Here is a 15,814-nt window from a genome sequence, read left to right on the forward strand (position 1 = left end):
CCCAGCAGGAGACTCCCTTGGCCTACGAAATGATTGAAGTTCGCGTCGAAGCCGACAAGGTCGGCATCATCACCCTCAACCGCCCCAAGCAGCTCAACGCGCTCAATGACCAGCTCATGAACGAACTGGGCCAGGCCCTGCAGGCCTTCGATGCGGACGAGTCCATCGGCTGCATGATCATCACCGGCAGCGAGAAAGCCTTCGCGGCTGGCGCCGACATCGGCGCCATGGCCAAGTACAGCTTTGCCGATGCCTACAAGGGCGACTACATCACGCGCAACTGGGAAGCCATCCGCTCCATCCGCAAGCCCGTGATCGCCGCCGTCAGCGGCTTCGCCCTGGGCGGCGGCTGCGAGCTGGCCATGATGTGCGACTTCATCATCGCCGCCGACAACGCGAAGTTCGGCCAGCCGGAAATCAAGCTGGGCGTGATCCCGGGTGCCGGCGGCACGCAGCGCCTGCCGCGCGCCGTGGGCAAGTCAAAGGCCATGGACATGGCCCTCACGGCCCGCATGATGGACGCCACCGAAGCCGAACGCGCCGGCCTGGTCAGCCGTGTCGTTCCCTTCGACAAGCTCATGGACGAGGCCCTGGGCGCCGCCATCATCATCAGCGGCTTCTCGCAGATCGCCGTCATGGCGGCCAAGGAATCGGTGAACCGCGCCTTCGAGGGCTCGCTGGCCGACGGCGTCATGTTCGAGCGCCGCCTGTTCCACGCGCTGTTCGCCACGCAGGACCAGAAGGAAGGCATGGACGCCTTCGTCAACAAGCGTCCCGCAAACTTCAAGCATCTCTGAACGGGCTGAAAGTCGCGCTACAATGCGCGTCTTCCGGCAAGGCGCAGCAAGCCTCTCGCAAAGAAATTTCGAGAAATTTGCACAACTTGCCGGATCGGCCAAAAATTCTGCATATAATTTAGGTCTTACGGCGCTTTAGCTCAGTCGGTTAGAGCGATGGAATCATAATCCACAGGTCCGCGGTTCGAATCCGTGAAGCGCCACCAAACAAAGCAAAGGGTCTACGTGCAAACGTAGACCCTTTTTGCGTTGGCGCTGCACTCCGCCAGAGCGCGCCGCTTGCGGCGCCGCCTCCGGCTGCTAGCTGCCGCGCTCCAACGCAATCCAGTGGTTGTCCAGCGCCATGCCGGGAACCGCCACCGTGCGCAGCACCTGGCCGCGCTGGCGCAATTGGGCCAGGCGTGCGCCGCCCATCCACAGCGCGGGCTCGGCAGGCAGGGGCCGGCCCTTGGCATCCAGCGAGGCACTTGCATTGGCCACGCAGTACACGCCCGGCATGGCATCGCCGCGCAGCCAGCGTCCGCTGGCCTGGCCGCTGTCGGGCACCTGCCACCAGGTGACGGTGTTCACGCGCGGGCAGCTGACGGCAAAGAGCTGGCCGTCGCAACCGATATCGCCGCCATAGCCGGCCAGGGGCTCGCGCCCTTCGGGCAGGGGCACGGCATGCAAGCGGTGGCCATCGAACAGGGCCAGCACGGGGGCGGCGGCGCGCGCTTCGGGGTCGCGGTGCTCGGCCTGCAGCGCAATGCCCAGCCATCGGCGCGCGGGCGCGTGGGCGACCTGCGGGCCCCAGGCCAGGTGGCGCAGGCTCAGGCGGCTGTCGTCCAGCTTCCACAGGCCGGCACGGGCGCCGCCTTCGGCCGGCAACAGCCGCGCGATGGACGAATCCATGTGGTCCAGCTGCAGCTTGCGCCGGCCGGTTTCGGACTGCGTCGGAATGCCGCCGTTGGCGACCATCAGCGTGCCGTCGGCGTCCAGCAGCAGCTGGTGCGGGTCCATGCCGCCCGTGCGCCATTCGGCGATCTTCTCCAAGGTGATGGCATCGCGCACGCCGATCAGGCCCTGGGCATCTTCCAGGTCGGTCTCGGTGGTGTAGAGATGGCGGCCATCGGCGCTTTCGATGACATGGCCGTTGAAGAAGCGGTCGGGCTCGATCCACTGCCACTGCGCATCCTCGGCGGCCTGTCCCGGCTTCAGGCGCACCAGCCAGTCACCGGGGCGGCGGCTGGCGAAGACCACGGAGCCGTCGCGCAGCGCGGCCATGCCATGGGCGCGCGTGGGCACATCCAGGGCCTGCAGCACCTGCAGCGGCCTGTCCACCTGCGCACTGGCCTGCACGATGCCGACACGCATCTGATCACCCTGCATCCAGGCTGCAGCCAGCGACCGTGCCGGTCCGGACGGCCTGGCCGCATGGGAGGTTGCCAATGGCATGGCAGCCAGCAGCCCCATGCCCTGCAGCCAGCGGCGGCGATTCAGCGCCTGCTCAATCCCCGTCGGCATCCGAGAACCCGATGTTGACTTCAAGAGCTGGCGCCACCTCGCCTTCCATGAGGCGCTTGAGGCGCGACAGCGGCTTGGTGGCGGCATCGACGGCCTTGGCGCTCGGCCCGGTCAGGGCGCGCATGCCGGCATCGGCCTCGTTGACGGCCTTGAGCCAGCGGTCGGCCAGCGGATTGAGGCCACGGCCGCGCAGGTAGGACTCGATGGGCACGATGTCCACGCCGGGCTGGGGCACCTTGCGGTCCACGCTAACGGCCAGCGTGCGCAGGCCCTGCCAGTGCGCACGCCAGATCTCAACGGTGCTGCCGCTGGCCAGGTGCTCCCAGGCGGGGGGCTTGCTGCCTGCACTGCGCAAAGGCTTTTCCATGTCCGCCCAGCGCAGGCGCTCCAGGCCGCCGACCCACTGGTTGATGAACTCGGCCATGGCTTCGGTGGTGGCATCGCCATCCTCGGACCAATCCTGGGCTGCGAGCTTGGCAAAGCCGTTGCTGAGGATGCCCATCTCGGCGCCGATTTCCTCGGCCACCAGGGTGGCATAGGCGCAGGCCGGCGTCTGCGGCTCCACGGGCTGGGTCCACAGCAGGTTCTCGAGCGCGGGATAGCCTTTGGCGGGTGCGCCGATGCGCTCCATGGCGGCCAGATCGGCGGGGGCCGACTGTATGGCCTTCTTGAGCAGGGCCGGACGCATGGGGCGGAAGTCCACCAGGCGTGCCGAGCGGCGCTCCACCAGCGGCCCCAGGGCCACGGCCGAGAGGCTGCTCCACTGCCGCGACGATTGCACATAGGCCTGGCGCGCCGTCTGCAGCGTGGCGGCAGCCGATCCCGCAGGTGCCGCGCAGTGCGCGCGCAGCGCCTGGTTCAGCGCCTGGGCGGATGCCTGCGCGGCCTTGGCCTGGGGCGAGAACCATTGGCCGTACAGCCCCTGCACGGCGTGGGCCGTGTTGTAGAAGGGAATGGCCATGTTGGCATCCACTTCCTGGGCATGGACCGGGGCGGCGGCCAGCAGCGCCAGCGCGGCGGCACAAAGGATTTGGCGAGGGGTCATGCGCATGTCTTGCATCAGAGGGACTCCACAAATTTGACCAGGGCTTCACGGTCTTCGGCGCTGAACTGGCGCACCTGTTCGCGCGCGGCTTCGGCCTCGCCGCCGTGCCAGAGGATGGCTTCCAGCACGCCGCGCGCACGGCCGTCGTGCAGCAGGCGCTGGTGGTTGTTGACATCGGGCAGCAGGCCTATGCCCCACAGCGGCGGCGTGCGCCATTGGCGGCCTGAGGCCTTGAAGTCGGGCCGGCCATCGGCCAGCGCATCGCCCATGTCGTGCAGCAGCAGGTCGGTATAGGGCGCAATGGTCTGGCCCGACAACCCCTTGCTGCTGAGTGCCGGCGACAGCGCGGGGAACAGCTCCCCGCCGGTCTTGTACGAGGGCCGGTGGCACTGCGCGCACTGGGCCTGGTGGAACAGTGCCTCGCCACGGCGCACGGCCGGGTCGCCGGCGTTGCGCCGTGCAGGCGGCGCCAGCGTGGCCTGGTAGAAGATCACGTCGTCCAGCACGCGGTCCTCGATCTCCACGCCCTCGGCGCCATTGCCGCTGGGCGCGGCCAGGCAATCCTTTTGTGCGGGCGTGCAGGTCTGGTGCGGGAAACGCTTCGATGTGATGCCGATATCGCCCAGGAAGGCCGAAGCCGTCTGGTGGGCAATGGAGGCCACGTTGGCCTTCCAGCCGAAGCGGCCCAGCATCATGCGTTCGCCGTAGGCATCCCAGACATAGTTGGGCTGGCCCTTGATGGGGCCGCCCAGGGCTGCCTGGGCGGCAGCGTTGGCCAGGATCTCGGACTCCGGGATGTGCTCCAGCAGGCCCAGGCCGATGACCTGGGGCGCAATGCGCGGGCTGGTCATCAGGTTGGCAGCCAGGGGGCCGTAGTTGAGCGCGGCCAGCTCGTAGACGGGCTTTTCCAGCGTGTAGGCCGTGCCGTCGGCAAAGCGGCCATGCACCTGTTCATAGCGGATGCGCAACTGGCCCTCGCCCTTGACTCCCAGCACGCCTTCGGTGTTGAACTGGTCGCCATAGACCGGGTCCGGCACCGGGCTGCCATGCGGGCCTTCGCCCGGAATGGACAGCCGCATGAGCAGGCCCGCAAAGGGCTGGGGCTTGAGCGGGTTGTGGAAGTCGGGCGGCTGGGCTCGGCCGTCCTGCACATGGCAGCCGCCGCAGGAGCGTGCCAGGAAATGCGGGCCCAGGCCATCGCGCGCCGTGGTGGAGGCCGGGGCCTGCACCCAGTTGCGCTTGAAGAAGGAGTTGCCGATGACGAAGCGTGTGCGCTCGGCATCCTCCAGGTTGGCGGCAGGCAGCGAGAAGGCGTTGCGGCCCGTGGCGTGGACCGTGGTCTGGCCGCCGGGGGGCAGGGGCTCGCCGGGTGCCGCGAACAAAAGGGCTGGATCGGGAGCTGGATCGGGAGCAGGCTGCGGTGCTGGCGCGCGCGCTGGAGCGGCAGCCACCGGGTCCTGCTGTTGGGCCGAGCAGCCCAGCAGGACCAGGGAGGCAGCGACCAGCAGCGAGGGGGAGAGATTCATGGGTGGGGACGTCCCTGGAAAAGCCAGGGCCGCCGAACCCTTTCGGGGGCGGCGGCCTTGGCACATGGGCGCAGGAATGGATGGACGCTGGCGTGGATGTTCTTTTAGTTGGCCTTGGGGTCCACCAGGTTGAGCTGGGTGATGCCGACGGCGTTGGCCGCCTCCACCAGGTCCTTGCTCTGCTGGACCAGGCTGTCGATGGTGGCCTGGATCTTGGCGCGCGAGGCCGAGTCGCGCGCGCCCTGGATGGCCTGGTCGAACGGCGCGGGAATGGCCTGGGCCGCCTGCACCGACTGCATGATCTGGCGCGTGGTCCTGTCGGCCAGCGCGCTGTCCTTGGAGGCCACCCAGTCCTTGATGCCAGGGCCTTGCAGCTCGCTGCCATCCAGGCGCTTGTAGCTGCCCTGCCAGACGTTGAGGATGCCCTGGGCATTGGTCACCGCATCGCGGTGCGTGTTGTCCGAGAAGCAGGAGTGCTCGTCTTCCTGGTCGCGGCTGGCCAGGGCCACTTCCAGGCGCTCGCCGGCCAGCTCGCCGCGCGACAGCGAACCCAGGCCCACGAAGATGCGGCGCAGCGCGTCGTCGGGCTTTTTCTCGAACTGGGCGCGGAAGTTCTTGGGCGAGCCGGGCTTCCACTGGTCGGCCACGGATTGCAGGTCCTCGATCAGCAGCGCGGTCACCACCTTCAGGTACTCGCGGCGGCGGTCGGCATTGGACTTCTTGCCATCGACAAAGTCGGTGTACGGACGCGCGCCCGGCCCCTTGTCGTCCAGGTCCTGGCCCCAGAGCATGAACTCGATGGCGTGCCAGCCGGTGGAAACGTTCTCCTCGCCGTCATGCTCGTTGAGCTCGGCCAGGCGCTTCTTGGTGATGGCTTCCTTGCGGTTGTTGATGATGCCGGCGTCGGGATTGCCTTCCACATAGTCCACATAGGACTCGTCCATGGGCCAGGCGTTGATCTGGCCTTCGGGGCCTTCATCGTTGTCGATGGGGCCGGCGTAGAAGCGGAAGGCCTCGGTCTGGCCGTAGTACTCCCGTGCATCCAGCCAGGCCTTGCGTGCCTGGTTCAGGCCCTGCTCGCTGGGCGCCGCCAGAAAGGCCGCAATGGCTTTCTGCATGGTCTTGGCGGAGCTGATGGAGTCCGAGTAGTTGGCGTGCACCAGGGTGCCGTAGTGCTTGACCACCTCCGCAACGGAGAGGCTCTTCTTCACAGGCTGTTGAACGGTGCCGGCGGCTGCGGCCTGGCTCATCGGGGCGGCCGCGCCCAGGGCCAGGGCGGCTGCAATCAGGATGGGATGCATGGCAGAAAGAATCGGAGGTTGGAGAACTCGGAATGCCAAAATGTAATGAGAATTGTTTTTATTGGCAAAACCTGCGAGATATCGCCGCACTGCGCAGCAAGGTCATAGACGGACCCGGGCAGAAACAGGGCGCGCCGGCGGCGCAATGGCCGCAGCGGGCGCCAGCCTAGCACGGGGCACCCTTGTCGCCCCGGCCAAAGACCCGGCTCCCTGGCATAAGCCCCGCAGCTTGCCTTGGCTGGCGACTTGCCTTACCATTGCGCCCGCTCGCATGGGCCGCCCTCTCCTCGCAGGGCCTGCCCACGGCCTCCAAGCCCTGATCGCCCAGCCGACTTCAGGGCTTTCGCTTTTTGCAGAAGCGGTCTTTTTGGCGCTGCGCCTTGCGCTCAGCCTTTCGCGCAGCCCCTGCCATGCTCCGGCATGCCGGCCGCCCAGCTTGTTTTCCCACCAGGATTCCCGTGCCCATCGCCACTCCAGGATGCCGCACACGCGCAGCGTGCCCGCACGCCGGCCCAGCCGGCAGCGCAGGCGCTTTGCGTTGTGCCGTACCCCAGCGAGAGCGCGCGCCGTCCTGGCTTTCAAGGATTTTCACGTGACCACCACTTCCTCCGGGGCGCTCGCAGCCAATGCTGCCGGCGCCAGCACAGACACGCATGCCGGCACCCACGCCAGCCAGGTCAACGGCTACAGCTGGAAGGCCCTGGCCGGCTCGGCCGTCGGCTATGCCATGGACGGCTTCGACCTGCTGATCCTGGGCTTCATGCTGTCGGCCATCTCGGCCGACCTGCACCTCACGCCGGGCCAGGCCGGCTCGCTGGTGACCTGGACGCTGATCGGTGCCGTGTTCGGCGGCATCTTCTTCGGCCTGCTCAGCGACCGCTACGGGCGCATCCGCGTGCTGACCTGGACCATCATGCTGTTCGCGGTCTTCACGGGCCTGTGCGCCTTCGCACAGGGCTACTGGGACCTGCTGGCCTACCGCACGATTGCGGGCATCGGCCTGGGCGGCGAGTTCGGCATCGGCATGGCGCTGGCCGCCGAGGCCTGGCCTGCACGCCACCGCGCCCGCGTCTCGTCCTACGTGGCCCTGGGCTGGCAAATGGGCGTGCTGGGTGCGGCGCTGCTGACGCCGCTGCTGCTGCCCCTCATCGGCTGGCGCGGCATGTTCCTGGTGGGCGTGATACCGGCCGTGGTGGCCTGGGTGATCCGCAACAAGCTGCACGAGCCCGAAGTCTTCGTGAAGCGCCAGCAGTCCGCCACGCCCTCGGCCCGCGTGCCGGTGCTGCAAAGCCTGAAGCTGCTGGTGAAGGACCGCGCCACGGCCAAGGTCAGCCTGGGCGTGATCGTGCTGACCTCGGTCCAGAACTTCGGCTACTACGGCATCATGATCTGGATGCCCAGCTTCCTGTCCAAGCAACTGGGCTTCAGCCTGACCAAGTCCTCGATATGGACTGCCGTGACCGTGGTGGGCATGATGGTCGGCATCTGGGTCTTCGGCCAGCTGGCCGACCGCATCGGCCGCAAGCCCAGCTTCCTGATCTTCCAGCTGGGCTCGGTCATCATGGTCGTGCTCTATTCGCAGCTGTCCGATCCCACGGCCATGCTCTGGGCAGGCGCCCTCATGGGCCTGTTCGTCAACGGCATGATGGGCGGCTACGGCGCCGTGATGAGCGAGGCCTACCCCACCGAGGCGCGCGCCACCGCGCAGAACGTGCTGTTCAACATCGGCCGCGCCGTGGGCGGACTGGGCCCGGTGGTGATCGGTGCGCTGGCCATGAGCTATTCGTTCCAGGTGGCCATCGCCCTGCTGGCGGCCATCTATGTGCTGGACATGCTGGCCACGGCCTTCCTGATCCCCGAACTCAAGGGACGCGAGCTGTCCTGAGCGGCTCAGATCCTCCGGCTCAGAACGATGTCCCACAATGCAAAGAGCTGCCGATGGCAGCTCTTTTTCTGTCCGGCAACCGGCGTGCCCAGGCTCAACCGCCTTCGCTGCACTCCAGGTTTTCGATGCGCTCTGCCGCCTCGCGGACGTCTTCATGGAACATCTGGTCTCCCAGCTTCACGGAGACCTGGCCCTCAAAGCCGCGCAGCTTGACCAGCGCAGCCTCGTAGCCTCCGCTGCCCATGCGCTTGAGCCCGCACAGCGCATAGAGCTTGGCCACGGGAGATCGGCGCGGGTCGTCGATCACCGACAGCAGGACGGCATTGGCCTCGGGCCGCCTGAGCATGGCCTCCAGGTGCCGCTCCGCAGGCGAGATCTCGCCTGCGAACCCGACCAGTCCCAGGTTGAACTGCGAGGCGTCCAGCGGCGCCGGGTCCAGCGGACGGGCCATGGCCGCAGTGGACAGGAGCAGGCAGATCAGGGCGGCGGACAGGGTGGTCTTCATGGCAGAGGCAAGGCCGTGGATGGCCTGATGAGGCAGTGGAAAAGGATCTTCGATGCAAAGCGTGGCGGCAGGTTCCCCCATCGCCGCCTTCACCACCATCGTCATCCGCCAAGCAGCCAGCCTGCGGCCAGCGTCCCGGCATAAAACAGCAGCAGGGTCACAGGCACCAGATGCCAGCCCCAGACCCGGAACCACCAGTGATTGAACCAGGTCACCAGCGCACCGATGACGGCGCAGATGGCCAGCGCATCCAGCCGCTGCTGAAAACTGTCGGCAACACCTTCGGACGCGAAGAAGATGAATGCCGCAATGGAGGAACACAGCAAGGCGGTGTAGAGCGCCACTTTCTCTTGCCTGCGGAATTTCAGGATGCTCATGGAGGGCCAGGGAGGGTTCGATGATTCGGTCGCCAGAAAAGCCCGCGCCGCCAGAGCGCGCAGGTTTCACAGCGGCACAATTCTTCGTATAACGCCCTGAATGCGCCATCGGACCCGTCCGAATCTGCAGCCACTGCCGCGCATGCGCAACCCGCTGCGACTCCTTCAACGCTCCATCAGCTCAATCGGCCACGGCCAGCACCACGGCGGACTCCGACACCGTCAGCCAGACCTTGCGCCCTGCGCGCAAGGTCCAGGACTCGCCCTCGGCCGGCTCGGCCGCGTAGCCCACGCCGCTACCGCCCCAGGGCAGTTGGGCCACCACTTCACGCGGCCCCGCCCTGTCTCCCCGGGCCACGCGCTGCACCTGGGCGGGCCAGGCATTGGCCTGGGCATGCACATCGGAGCGTGGCGCCGAAGGCAGCACCTGCACGGCTGCGGCCTTGCACAGCGCCATCACGGGCAGGCCCGGCGCCAGGCCCAGCAACTGGGCGCTTTCTTCCGTGATGCGTGCGGCAATGCCTGATGCATCCCCGCCGCCATCGGGCAGCAGCCAGACGCGGACCTGGGCGCCCTGCGCCTGCAGGGCACCAACCCGGCAAGGCCACAGATTGCGCATGCTGGTGCGCAGGCCCAGCCCCAGCCCGGGAGCCGCCGAAGAAACGCCGGCGGGCCCCCCAAAGCGCTGCAGCACCTGCGCGCGCGCCTGCTCCAGCGCATCGGCCATGGCCAGCAGGGACTGCCCGGCCTCGGTGATGCGCGCGCCACCACCGCCGGCGCCGCCTACCGAGCGCTCCACCAGGGCACGGCCCGCCAGATTGGTCAGCACATCCAGCGCCTGCCAGGCCGCCTTGTAGCTGACACCCGCCTCGCGCGCGGCCTGGGAAATCGAATGCCCTGCCGCGATATGCCGCAGGATGGCGATGCGCCGGTCGGCCAGGTCATGGCCCAGCGCGGGCACCAGGTCTGAGGGAGAAGCGGGGGTTGCGGCAGTCATGCGCAGCATCATGCCCGCCAAGCGTTATTTCCCGCCAAGCAAAACGCCTGCACCCTGCATGCGCATTTTCAGGTCGTTACACTGCGCTATTCACCAACGGAATAGCGAGAGACCCATGAACGTGAACCAGCCCCTGCGTGCCACCGCCTTCGCCGCCCTTGCCCTGTTCGGCTGGGCCGCCGTGCAGGCCGCCGAAGTGTCGGTGGCCGTCGCCGCCAACTTCACGGCGCCCATGCAGAAGATCGCCGCCGAGTTCGAGAAGGACACCGGCCACAAGGCCCTGCTGTCCTTCGGCGCCACGGGCAAGTTCTATGCGCAGATCGTCAACGGCGCGCCCTTCCAGATCCTGCTGGCCGCCGACGACACCACGCCCGAGAAGATCGCCAAGGAAGGCCGCGGCCTGCCCGATTCACGCTTCACCTACGCCATCGGCCAGCTGGTGCTGTGGAGCCCCAAGGCCGGCTATGTGGACGACAAGGGCGAGGTGCTCAAGACCGGCGACTACAAGCACATCGCCGTGGCCAACCCGAAGCTGGCGCCCTACGGTACCGCAGCCATGGAGGTGCTGAACAAGCTGGGCATCACGGCCCAGGTGCAGCCGCGCATCGTCATGGGCGAGAACATCGCCCAGACCTACCAGTTCGCGGCCACGGGCAATGCCCAGCTGGGCTTTGTGGCCCTGTCGCAGGTGATGGAAAACGGCAAGCTGCGCGAAGGCTCGGCCTGGCAGGTGCCCGGCTCCATGCACGAGCCCATCCGCCAGGACGCCATCGTGCTCAACAACGGCAAGGACAACGAAGCCGCCACCGAGCTGATGAAGTACCTGCGCGCCGACAAGGCCCGTGCCATCATCCGCTCCTACGGCTATAGCTTCTGACACCTGTTGAGGCGCGCTTGCGCGCCTTCCCTCTCTCCTGGGGAGGGGTCGGCCGGAACGGGCCCGTGCTCAGCGTCGCTGAGCCGGGCCGCACCGGTTTCGTGCGTTGAGTGAGATCCAACAGCGCTGCGAACCACTGAATTCTTCCCGCATGATTCTTACCGCCGACGACTACGCCGCCATACGGCTGACGCTGAAACTTGCCAGCGTGACCACGGTGCTGCTGCTGACGCTGTGCACGCCGCTGGCCTGGTGGCTGGCGCATACGCGCTCGCGCTGGCGCGGCCCGATTGGCGCCGTGGTGGCGCTGCCCCTGGTGCTTCCGCCCACGGTGATCGGTTTTTACCTGCTGGTGACCATGGGCCCCAACGGCCCCGTGGGGCAGCTGACGCAGGCGCTGGGGCTGAGCACCCTGCCCTTCACTTTTCCGGGCCTGGTCATCGGTTCGCTGGTCTATTCCATGCCGTTCACGGTGCAGCCGCTGCAGCGCGCCTTCGAATCCCTGGGCACGCGGCCCATGGAGGCTGCGGCCAGCCTGGGCGCGGGGCCGCTGGACCGCTTCTTCACCGTGGCGCTGCCGCTGGCGCGGCCGGGCTTCATCACGGCGGCCGTGCTGACCTTTGCGCACACCGTGGGCGAGTTCGGCGTGGTGCTGATGCTGGGCGGCAATATTCCCGGCGTCACGCGCGTGGTCTCGGTACAGATCTACGACCATGTGGAAGCCATGGAGTACGCCCACGCCCACTGGCTGGCGGGTGGCATGGTGGTGTTCTCCTTCCTGGTTCTTCTGGCCCTGCACCTGTTGCAGCCGCGTGAGGAGCGCCGCGCATGATGACCGCCTTCTCTGCCTCCCTGATGTCCGGCGCCGCGCACACCCATCCCTCCTCGGAAATCATCGCGAACCTGGCGCTGGAACGTGCCGACTTCCGCCTTGACGTGCAGCTGCAGTTGCCCGGGCGCGGCGTCACCGCCCTGTTCGGCCCCTCGGGCTGCGGCAAGACCACCTGCCTGCGCGCCCTGGCGGGACTGGAGCGCGCGCGCGGCCGCGTCGCCGTCAACGGCGAGGTCTGGCAGGACGATGCGGCCAGCCAATGGCTGCCCACGCACCGCCGTGCGCTGGGCTATGTGTTCCAGGAAGCCAGCCTGTTCCCGCACCTGACCGTGCGGCGCAACATCGACTACGGCATGCGGCGCACGCCGGCCGCACGGCGCAAGGTGTCCCAGGACCAGGCCGTGTCCCTGCTGGGCATAGGCCATCTGATGGACCGCATGCCCTCCACCCTGTCGGGCGGCGAGCGCCAGCGCGTGGCCATTGCGCGGGCGCTGGCCACCAGCCCCCGCGTGCTGCTGATGGACGAGCCCCTGGCCGCGCTGGACGCCCAGCGCAAGGCCGAGGTCCTGCCCTACCTGGACCAGCTGCGCCGCGAACTCGACATTCCCGTGGTCTACGTCAGCCACTCCATCGACGAGGTCGCGCGCCTGGCCCAGCACCTGGTGCTGCTCAAGGCTGGTGGCCTGGTCGCCGCCGGCGCCACCAGCGAGCTGCTGGCACGGCTGGACCTGCCCCTGAGCATGGGCGACACGGCAGCGGCCATGGTCAGCGCACAGGTCCAGCAGCACGATCCCGATGCACACCTGAGCACGCTGTCCTTCGATGGCGGGCGCCTGCGTCTTGTCATGGCCTCCCCGCGCCCCGTCGGCGAAACCGTGCAGTTGCGCGTGCAGGCACGCGATGTGAGCCTGAGCCTGCAGCACCCGCAAGACAGCAGCATCCTCAACATCCTCCCTGCCACCGTGCAGGAGCTGCGCGAGGACGGCCCGGGCCAGGTCATGGTCTCGCTGCAGCTGGGCCCGTCCCGCCTGCTGGCGCGCATCACCCGGCACTCCGCGCAGCAGCTGGGCATTGCGCCGGGCATGCATGTCTTCGCCCAGATCAAGGGCATGGCATTGCTGGACTGAGCACGCGCGGCGGCGCCGATATCATGCGGAAGCCGCCTGCGCGGCCCACGCCATGAACGCCACCACCGAACACGCCCCCGCACCCGTCCCCGTCCCAGACCCCGGCGCAGCAGATGCTGCATGCGCGGCCCCGCCTGCCATTGCCGCGCTGCGCACGCATGCGGTGGCGCGTCACCGGATCGAGCACGGGGGTGCGGTCAGCATCCAGGCCGAACCGCAGGTGCTTGCCAGCGAAGTCCCCATCGCCCTGGTGTTCAACGGCATCTCCCATGCCGTGATGATGGGCACGCCCTCGGACCTGGAAGACTTTGCGCTGGGCTTTGCGCTCACCGAAGGCATTCTGGACAGCGCTGCCGACTGCTACGGCATCGAAGTGCGCGCCGTGGCCGCCGAAGCCGCAGGCCTTCCGGCCGGCATGGACGGCATCGAGGTGCAGCTGGACGTGGCCTCGCGCTGCTTCGCCCGCCTCAAGGACCGGCGCCGCAGCATGAGCGGGCGCACGGGCTGCGGTGTCTGCGGCGTGGACAGCTTCGCGGCGCTGGACCTGTCCTTCGACCCGCTGCCCGCGCATGACTGGATCGCCCGCGTCGATGCCGCCACCGTCTGCGCAGCCATCGCGGCACTGCCGCCATTGCAACGGCTCAACGCCGAAGCCGGCGCCGTGCATGCCGCAGGCTGGGCAGGGCTGGACGGGCAACTGACGGATGTGCTCGAAGACGTGGGCCGCCACAACGCGCTGGACAAGCTGGTCGGCCGTCTCTCCCGCACAGGCCGCCTGGGCGAGGCCGGCTTTGTCGTGCTCTCCAGCCGCGGCAGTCATGAGCTGGTGCGCAAATGCGCCAAGGTGGGCATCGCCGCCCTGGCCACCATCTCCGCACCGACGGCCATGGGCGTGCAGATGGCCGAGCTGACCGGCCTGCGCTTCTGGGGCCTGTGCCGGCCACCCAAGGCGGTGCTGTATGCGCCGGGCCGCGCCTGACCCAATGCCCGAGTGCCGTGCCCGCGCAGCGGCAAGTTCGTAGAATCGCGGGTTCAGCCCCTGGATGTACACCATGAACCGCTGCAAGCCCCATTTCTCTCCCGTCCGCCGCCTGTGTGCCGGCGCCCTGCTCGCCGGCCTGGCCTGCGCCAGCCTGGGCGTGGCCGCGCAGGGCCTGCCGTCCAACGAGACGCGCAATTTCCCGCCGCAGGCCCAGTTCGGCGAGCTGGTCGTGACCCAGTTCCCCGAGGTGGAGATCGACGGCAAGACCATTCGCACCAGTCCGGGCTTTCGCCTGTTCAGCCCTGAACGCACGCTGGTGCAGGCCATCAACTACCAGGGCAGCAAGCTCGTGGTGGGCTATGTGATCGAGCCGCAGACGCAGTGGCTGCACCAGGCCTGGATCCTGACCAAGGCCGAGGCCGACAAGCACTACAAGCCCAAGTCGATGCTGCAGCGCATCCTCAACTGAGGCCGAGCGCACGGCAGGCATCCGACGCACCCGGCCTGCGCCTTGCAGGCCGCACTGCCGGCGCCTGGAGCGTTGCTTGCGCCCTGGCCCGGCCCTCTTCATTTTTCGCAGACCACTGCTTGCAGTGCGGTGGCTGCCTGACGGAACCCCACCATGTCCAAGAAAGTCTTTATCAAAACCTTCGGCTGCCAGATGAACGAGTACGACTCGGACAAGATGGCCGATGTGCTGGGCGCGGCCCAGGGCTACGAGTCCACCGACGACCCGGAGCAGGCCGACCTGATCCTGTTCAACACCTGCTCGGTGCGCGAGAAGGCGCAGGAGAAGGTGTTCAGCGACCTGGGCCGCTACAAGCACCTGAAGGAACGCGGCGTGCTCATCGGCGTGGGCGGCTGCGTGGCCAGCCAGGAGGGCGAGGAAATCATCAAGCGCGCGCCCTATGTGGACGTGGTCTTCGGCCCGCAGACCCTGCACCGCCTGCCCGAGCTGCTCAATGCACGCGCCGCCAGGCACAAGCCCCAGGTCGATATCAGCTTTCCCGAGATCGAGAAATTCGACCACCTGCCGCCCGCGCGCGTGGAAGGCTCCTCGGCCTTCGTCTCCATCATGGAAGGCTGCTCCAAGTACTGCAGCTACTGCGTCGTGCCCTATACGCGCGGCGAGGAAGTCAGCCGCCCGTTCGAGGACGTGCTGATCGAGGTCGCCGGCCTGGCCGACCAGGGCGTGAAGGAAGTCACGCTGCTGGGCCAGAACGTCAACGCCTACCTGGGCAAGATGGGAGACACGGCCGAGATCGCCGACTTTGCCCTGCTGCTGGAGTACGTGTCCGAGATCCCCGGCATCGAACGCATCCGCTACACCACCAGCCATCCCAACGAGTTCACGCCGCGCCTGATCGAGGCCTACGCCAGGCTGCCCAAGCTGGTCAGCCACCTGCACCTGCCCGTGCAGCACGGCAGCGACAGGATCCTCATGGCCATGAAGCGCGGCTACACGGCCATGGAATACAAGAGCACCATCCGCAAGCTGCGCGCCATCCGGCCCGAGATGGCCATGAGCAGCGACTTCATCGTGGGCTTCCCCGGCGAGACCGAGGAAGACTTCCAGAAGATGATGAAGCTCATCCACGACGTGCGCTTCGACAACAGCTTCAGCTTCATCTTCAGCCCGCGCCCCGGCACGCCGGCCGCCAACCTGCACGACGACACGCCGCACGAGGTCAAGCTGCGCCGCCTGCAGGAGCTGCAGGCCGTGATCAACAACAACATCAAGGACATCAGCGACGAGCGCGTGGGCACGGTGCAGCGCCTGCTGGTGGAAGGCCTGTCCAAGCGCGATGGCAGCGAACTCATGGGCCGCACCGAGTGCAACCGCGTGGTCAACTTCCCGGGCAACGAACGCCTGATCGGCCAGATGATCGATGTGAAGGTCACCGAGGCCCGCACCTTCACGCTGCGCGGCGAAGTCGTGGTGCGCCACTGACCGCAACCCGGCCCCGGCGGCCCAGCGACCTCCTGCGTCACCAAAGCCCGGCAATGCCGGGCTTTTTTGCATGTAACAGGACGTGAAAACAGCCCGGCCACTCTGGCAT

The 15,814-nt window shown here is 67.7% G+C and carries 15 protein-coding genes and 1 tRNA gene; 9 read left to right on the forward strand and 7 right to left on the reverse strand.

Annotation, left to right across the window (positions count from 1 at the left end):
- The first annotated feature begins 17 nt into the window (after positions 1-17).
- Entirely contained in the window at positions 18-797 is a 780-nt protein-coding gene (locus ACFPFG_RS13290; RefSeq protein WP_183018418.1) for an enoyl-CoA hydratase, read from the forward strand.
- Between the two features lie 129 nt (positions 798-926).
- A tRNA-Met gene (locus ACFPFG_RS13295) sits at positions 927-1,003 on the forward strand.
- A 94-nt stretch (positions 1,004-1,097) separates the two neighbouring features.
- Here the strand turns inward: ACFPFG_RS13295 and ACFPFG_RS13300 are convergent.
- The 4 genes from ACFPFG_RS13300 to ACFPFG_RS13315 all read right to left on the reverse strand — a co-directional run bounded on the left by ACFPFG_RS13300 (position 1,098) and on the right by ACFPFG_RS13315 (position 6,172).
- A complete protein-coding gene (locus tag ACFPFG_RS13300) occupies positions 1,098-2,300 on the reverse strand; it encodes a DUF1513 domain-containing protein (protein WP_197957335.1) in 1,203 nt (400 codons plus the stop codon).
- Positions 2,284-3,360: an imelysin family protein gene (locus ACFPFG_RS13305; RefSeq protein ID WP_380106967.1), complete on the reverse strand. Its 1,077-nt coding sequence runs from the start codon at positions 3,358-3,360 to the stop codon at positions 2,284-2,286. Before ACFPFG_RS13305 ends, ACFPFG_RS13300 begins: the two co-directional genes overlap by 17 nt.
- Positions 3,360-4,871, reverse strand: a complete 1,512-nt coding sequence (locus ACFPFG_RS13310; protein ID WP_374621319.1) for a di-heme oxidoreductase family protein — start codon at positions 4,869-4,871, stop codon at positions 3,360-3,362. Before ACFPFG_RS13310 ends, ACFPFG_RS13305 begins: the two co-directional genes overlap by 1 nt.
- A gap of 104 nt (positions 4,872-4,975) precedes the next feature.
- Positions 4,976-6,172, reverse strand: a complete 1,197-nt coding sequence (locus tag ACFPFG_RS13315) for an imelysin family protein (protein WP_183018414.1) — start codon at positions 6,170-6,172, stop codon at positions 4,976-4,978.
- 727 nt (positions 6,173-6,899) lie between these two features.
- Here ACFPFG_RS13315 and ACFPFG_RS13320 point away from each other — a divergent pair.
- Positions 6,900-8,057, forward strand: a complete 1,158-nt coding sequence (locus ACFPFG_RS13320; protein WP_259649132.1) for an MFS transporter — start codon at positions 6,900-6,902, stop codon at positions 8,055-8,057.
- 94 nt (positions 8,058-8,151) lie between these two features.
- Here ACFPFG_RS13320 and ACFPFG_RS13325 read toward each other — a convergent pair whose 3' ends face one another.
- The 3 genes from ACFPFG_RS13325 to ACFPFG_RS13335 all read right to left on the reverse strand — a co-directional run bounded on the left by ACFPFG_RS13325 (position 8,152) and on the right by ACFPFG_RS13335 (position 9,948).
- Complete coding sequence (locus ACFPFG_RS13325; RefSeq protein ID WP_183018413.1) at positions 8,152-8,562, reverse strand: hypothetical protein; 411 nt, start codon at positions 8,560-8,562, stop codon at positions 8,152-8,154.
- A gap of 101 nt (positions 8,563-8,663) precedes the next feature.
- Complete coding sequence (locus tag ACFPFG_RS13330; RefSeq protein WP_197957339.1) at positions 8,664-8,939, reverse strand: hypothetical protein; 276 nt, start codon at positions 8,937-8,939, stop codon at positions 8,664-8,666.
- A gap of 181 nt (positions 8,940-9,120) precedes the next feature.
- Complete coding sequence (locus tag ACFPFG_RS13335) at positions 9,121-9,948, reverse strand: TOBE domain-containing protein (protein ID WP_197957340.1); 828 nt, start codon at positions 9,946-9,948, stop codon at positions 9,121-9,123.
- 103 nt (positions 9,949-10,051) lie between these two features.
- On the opposite strand from ACFPFG_RS13335, the gene modA reads away from it, so the two are divergent.
- The 6 genes from modA (at position 10,052) to miaB (ending at position 15,705) form a co-directional block, all read left to right on the forward strand.
- Complete coding sequence (gene modA / locus ACFPFG_RS13340; protein ID WP_197957341.1) at positions 10,052-10,813, forward strand: molybdate ABC transporter substrate-binding protein; 762 nt, start codon at positions 10,052-10,054, stop codon at positions 10,811-10,813.
- A gap of 151 nt (positions 10,814-10,964) precedes the next feature.
- Positions 10,965-11,645 carry a molybdate ABC transporter permease subunit gene (gene modB / locus ACFPFG_RS13345; RefSeq protein WP_013804076.1) on the forward strand — a complete coding sequence of 227 codons (681 nt, stop codon included), beginning with the start codon at positions 10,965-10,967 and terminating at the stop codon, positions 11,643-11,645.
- The gene (modC, locus tag ACFPFG_RS13350; RefSeq protein WP_380106972.1) at positions 11,642-12,772 is read left to right on the forward strand and encodes a molybdenum ABC transporter ATP-binding protein; all 1,131 of its coding nucleotides are present in this window, start codon (positions 11,642-11,644) and stop codon (positions 12,770-12,772) included. Before modB ends, modC begins: the two co-directional genes overlap by 4 nt.
- Positions 12,773-12,824: 52 nt before the next feature.
- Positions 12,825-13,751 (forward strand): formate dehydrogenase accessory sulfurtransferase FdhD, encoded by a 927-nt coding sequence (gene fdhD, locus ACFPFG_RS13355; RefSeq protein WP_380106974.1) that lies wholly within the window; start codon positions 12,825-12,827, stop codon positions 13,749-13,751.
- Between the two features lie 73 nt (positions 13,752-13,824).
- The gene (locus ACFPFG_RS13360) at positions 13,825-14,223 is read left to right on the forward strand and encodes a hypothetical protein (protein WP_183018408.1); all 399 of its coding nucleotides are present in this window, start codon (positions 13,825-13,827) and stop codon (positions 14,221-14,223) included.
- A 153-nt stretch (positions 14,224-14,376) separates the two neighbouring features.
- The gene (miaB, locus tag ACFPFG_RS13365; RefSeq protein ID WP_183018407.1) at positions 14,377-15,705 is read left to right on the forward strand and encodes a tRNA (N6-isopentenyl adenosine(37)-C2)-methylthiotransferase MiaB; all 1,329 of its coding nucleotides are present in this window, start codon (positions 14,377-14,379) and stop codon (positions 15,703-15,705) included.
- The last annotated feature ends 109 nt before the right edge of the window (positions 15,706-15,814 follow it).

This window comes from Delftia deserti, assembly GCF_042653485.1.
In the GTDB taxonomy this organism is placed as follows: domain Bacteria; phylum Pseudomonadota; class Gammaproteobacteria; order Burkholderiales; family Burkholderiaceae_C; genus Comamonas; species Comamonas acidovorans.

Bases quoted from the DNA above. Each gene is read 5' to 3' on its own strand.
- ACFPFG_RS13300 (WP_197957335.1), bottom strand. From the start codon at position 2,300: ATGCCGACGGGGATTGAGCAGGCGCTGAATCGCCGCCGCTGGCTGCAG.
- ACFPFG_RS13305 (WP_380106967.1), bottom strand. From the start codon at position 3,360: ATGCAAGACATGCGCATGACCCCTCGCCAAATCCTTTGTGCCGCCGCG.
- ACFPFG_RS13310 (WP_374621319.1), bottom strand. From the start codon at position 4,871: ATGAATCTCTCCCCCTCGCTGCTGGTCGCTGCCTCCCTGGTCCTGCTG.
- ACFPFG_RS13315 (WP_183018414.1), bottom strand. From the start codon at position 6,172: ATGCATCCCATCCTGATTGCAGCCGCCCTGGCCCTGGGCGCGGCCGCC.
- ACFPFG_RS13320 (WP_259649132.1), top strand. From the start codon at position 6,900: ATGGACGGCTTCGACCTGCTGATCCTGGGCTTCATGCTGTCGGCCATC.
- ACFPFG_RS13325 (WP_183018413.1), bottom strand. From the start codon at position 8,562: ATGAAGACCACCCTGTCCGCCGCCCTGATCTGCCTGCTCCTGTCCACT.
- ACFPFG_RS13330 (WP_197957339.1), bottom strand. From the start codon at position 8,939: ATGAGCATCCTGAAATTCCGCAGGCAAGAGAAAGTGGCGCTCTACACC.
- ACFPFG_RS13335 (WP_197957340.1), bottom strand. From the start codon at position 9,948: ATGATGCTGCGCATGACTGCCGCAACCCCCGCTTCTCCCTCAGACCTG.
- modA (WP_197957341.1), top strand. From the start codon at position 10,052: ATGAACGTGAACCAGCCCCTGCGTGCCACCGCCTTCGCCGCCCTTGCC.
- modB (WP_013804076.1), top strand. From the start codon at position 10,965: ATGATTCTTACCGCCGACGACTACGCCGCCATACGGCTGACGCTGAAA.
- modC (WP_380106972.1), top strand. From the start codon at position 11,642: ATGATGACCGCCTTCTCTGCCTCCCTGATGTCCGGCGCCGCGCACACC.
- fdhD (WP_380106974.1), top strand. From the start codon at position 12,825: ATGAACGCCACCACCGAACACGCCCCCGCACCCGTCCCCGTCCCAGAC.
- ACFPFG_RS13360 (WP_183018408.1), top strand. From the start codon at position 13,825: ATGAACCGCTGCAAGCCCCATTTCTCTCCCGTCCGCCGCCTGTGTGCC.
- miaB (WP_183018407.1), top strand. From the start codon at position 14,377: ATGTCCAAGAAAGTCTTTATCAAAACCTTCGGCTGCCAGATGAACGAG.